Source organism: Pantoea sp. R102, assembly GCF_004916815.1.
Classification (GTDB): domain Bacteria; phylum Pseudomonadota; class Gammaproteobacteria; order Enterobacterales; family Enterobacteriaceae; genus Pantoea; species Pantoea dispersa.
Window position 1 is genome coordinate 1 of sequence record NZ_SDFT01000305.1, and the last position, 3,303, is coordinate 3,303.

General features: G+C 57.9%; 3 protein-coding genes. All 3 read left to right on the forward strand.

The window, feature by feature from the left end:
* The coding region (gene sufB / locus ERD80_RS22225; protein ID WP_168926314.1) for a Fe-S cluster assembly protein SufB at positions 1 to 1,170 on the forward strand (1,170 nt) is incomplete at its 5' end.
* Between the two features lie 39 nt (positions 1,171 to 1,209).
* Positions 1,210 to 1,956: a Fe-S cluster assembly ATPase SufC gene (gene sufC / locus ERD80_RS22230; RefSeq protein WP_136548587.1), complete on the forward strand. Its 747-nt coding sequence runs from the start codon at positions 1,210 to 1,212 to the stop codon at positions 1,954 to 1,956.
* Positions 1,931 to 3,208, forward strand: coding sequence for a Fe-S cluster assembly protein SufD (sufD, locus tag ERD80_RS22235; RefSeq protein ID WP_059012320.1), 1,278 nt, complete (start codon positions 1,931 to 1,933; stop codon positions 3,206 to 3,208). Before sufC ends, sufD begins: the two co-directional genes overlap by 26 nt.
* The last annotated feature ends 95 nt before the right edge of the window (positions 3,209 to 3,303 follow it).

Below are 3,303 nucleotides of genomic sequence, written 5' to 3' on the forward strand. Positions count from 1 at the left end.
ACCCAGACGTCCGGCAGCGTCGCCTCCAGCGATTACCTGACCAAAGAAGTGGAAGACGCGTTTAACCAGCTGGGCGTGCCGGTGCGTGAAGGCAGAGAAGTGGCGGTGGACGCCATTTTCGACTCGGTGTCCGTGTCGACCACTTATCGTGACAAGCTGGCTGAGCAGGGCATTATTTTCTGCTCCTTCGGTGAAGCGATCCACGATCATCCTGAGCTGGTACAGAAGTATCTTGGCACCGTGGTGCCGCACAACGATAACTTCTTTGCTGCGCTCAACTCGGCGGTGGCGTCCGACGGTACCTTCGTCTACATCCCGAAAGGCGTGCGTTGCCCGATGGAGCTGTCGACCTATTTCCGCATCAACGCGGCGAAAACCGGCCAGTTCGAACGTACCATTCTGATTGCTGATGAAGACAGCTACGTCAGCTACATCGAAGGCTGTTCAGCGCCGGTGCGCGACACCTACCAGCTGCACGCAGCGGTGGTTGAAGTGATCATCCACAAAAACGCCGAAGTGAAATACTCCACGGTGCAGAACTGGTTCCCGGGCGGAGAAGGCGAGGGCGGTATCCTCAACTTCGTGACCAAGCGTGCGCTGTGTGAAGGCGAGCACAGCAAAATGTCGTGGACGCAGTCCGAGACCGGCTCAGCCATCACCTGGAAATACCCGAGCTGCATCCTGCGCGGTGATTACTCAGTGGGCGAATTCTACTCCGTCGCGCTGACCAGCGGTCGCCAGCAGGCCGATACCGGTACCAAGATGATTCACATTGGTAAAAACACCAAATCGACCATCATCTCGAAAGGTATCTCGGCCGGTAAGAGCCAGAACACCTACCGCGGCCTGGTGAAAATCATGCCGACCGCGACTAACGCGCGTAACTTCACCCAGTGTGACTCGATGCTGATTGGGCCGGACTGCGGTGCGCACACCTTCCCGTACGTGGAAACGCGCAACAACAGCGCGCAGCTTGAGCACGAAGCCACGACGTCGCGCATCGGTGAAGATCAGATGTTCTACTGCCTGCAGCGCGGCATTAGCGAAGAAGATGCGATCTCGATGATCGTCAACGGCTTCTGCAAAGACGTTTTCTCCGAGCTGCCACTGGAATTTGCCGTGGAAGCGCAAAAATTGTTAGCGATCAGCCTTGAGCACAGTGTCGGCTGATGCCACACGCGTTGCCGGAAGCAATGTGAAGGAAAGAGTATGTTAAGCATTAAAGATTTACAGGTTAGCGTTGAAGACAAAGAGATTTTGCGCGGTCTGAACCTCGATGTTAAGCCGGGCGAAGTGCATGCCATCATGGGCCCGAACGGTTCCGGCAAGAGCACCCTGTCTGCCACGCTGGCCGGTCGTGAAGATTATGAAATCACCGGCGGTTCCGTGACCTTTAAAGGCAAAGACCTGTTGGAGCTGGAGCCGGAAGAGCGTGCCGGTGAAGGCATCTTCATGGCGTTTCAGTACCCGGTCGAGATCCCGGGCGTCAGCAACCAGTTTTTCCTGCAGACCTCAGTCAATGCGGTGCGTAAATACCGTGAGCAGGAAGAGCTGGACCGTTTCGACTTCCAGGACTTCATCGAAGACAAGATCAAGCTGCTGAAGATGCCGGAAGATCTGCTGACCCGTTCCGTCAACGTCGGCTTCTCCGGCGGTGAGAAGAAGCGTAACGACATCCTGCAGATGGCGGCGCTGGAGCCTGAGCTGTGCATCCTCGATGAAACCGACTCCGGTCTGGATATCGATGCGCTGAAAATTGTTGCAGAAGGCGTAAACAGCCTGCGCGACGGCAAGCGCTCATTCATCATCGTAACGCACTACCAGCGCATCCTGGATTACATCAAGCCAGATCACGTGCACGTGCTGTATCAGGGCAAAATCGTGAAGTCTGGTGACTTTACGCTGGTGAAACAGCTGGAGGAGCAAGGCTATGGCTGGCTTACCGACCAGGAGTGATAACGCGCTGCAGCAGTGGCATCACCTGTTTGAGTCACGCGGCGAACAGCGTTCGCTGCAGGCACAGCAGCACTGGCAGCAATTGATGCGTGTCGGCCTGCCGACGCGCAAGCATGAAAACTGGAAATACACCGCGCTGGACAGCCTGCTGGCACAGCAGTTCGTGCAGGCGGAAGCGCCAGGCGTGAGCGCTGAGCAGGTAGCTGCGCTGGCGCTGCCGTTGGACGCGATTTGCCTGGTGTTCGTCGACGGTCGCTTCCAGCCTGAGCTGAGCGCGCGTGACACCGGTCTGTTTGACGTGCAGCACAGCCGTGCCGCTGAGCGACGTCCGTTACCGGCCGCGGTACAGCCGGAGGTGTTCCTGCACCTGACGGAAAGTCTGGCGGAAGAGGTGACTTCGATTCGTCTGCCGCGCGGCAAAGCTGCAGCGCAGCCGCTCTATCTGCTGCACATAACCAGCGGCCAGGCGGATGCGCTGAATACGGTGCATCATCGTCACCATCTGGAGCTGGAGTCCGGCGCGGAAGCGCAGGTGATCGAGCATTACGTGACGCTGAATGGCAGCGCCCACTTCACCGGCGCGCGCTTTACCTTTGCGGTGGGCGACAATGCGCAGCTGAAGCATACCAAGCTGGCGTTTGAAGAGAGCAGCAGCTACCACTTTGCGCACAACGACATCGTGATTGGCCGTGACGCGCAGGTGAGTAGCACCAGCTTCCTGCTGGGTGCCGGTTTGTCGCGTCATAACACCAGCGTGCAGCTGAACGGTGAGAACACCCAGCTGTCGCTGAACAGCCTGGTGCTGCCGGTAGGCAGCGAAGTGGCGGATACGCGCAGCTATCTGGAGCACAACAAAGGCCACTGCCTGAGTCGCCAGCTGCACAAAACCATTTCGCGTGACAAAGGGCGCTCGGTGTTTAACGGCCACATCAAAGTGGCACAGCACGCGCTGAAAACTGATGGCCAGATGACCAATAATAACCTGTTGCTCGGTCGCCTGGCGGAAGTGGACACCAAGCCGCAGCTGGAAATCTACGCCGATGACGTCAAGTGCAGCCACGGCGCGACTATCGGTCGCATCGACGACGAGCAGATGTTCTACCTGCGCTCGCGCGGCATCGCCGAAGACGCGGCGCAGCAGATGATCATCCATGCTTTCGCCGCTGAACTGACGGAAGCGCTGGAAGATGACGCGCTGCGTCAGGTGGTACTGCAACGTATTACCGACCGTTTCCCGGGAGTTGAGTCATGAGTTTCGATCTCGAACGAGTCAGAGCGGAGTTTCCGATTCTGAGTCGTGAGGTCAACGGACATCCGCTGGCCTACCTTGACAGCGCGGCCAGCGCA

Bases quoted from the DNA above. Each gene is read 5' to 3' on its own strand.
- sufC (WP_136548587.1), top strand. From the start codon at position 1,210: ATGTTAAGCATTAAAGATTTACAGGTTAGCGTTGAAGACAAAGAGATT.
- sufD (WP_059012320.1), top strand. From the start codon at position 1,931: ATGGCTGGCTTACCGACCAGGAGTGATAACGCGCTGCAGCAGTGGCAT.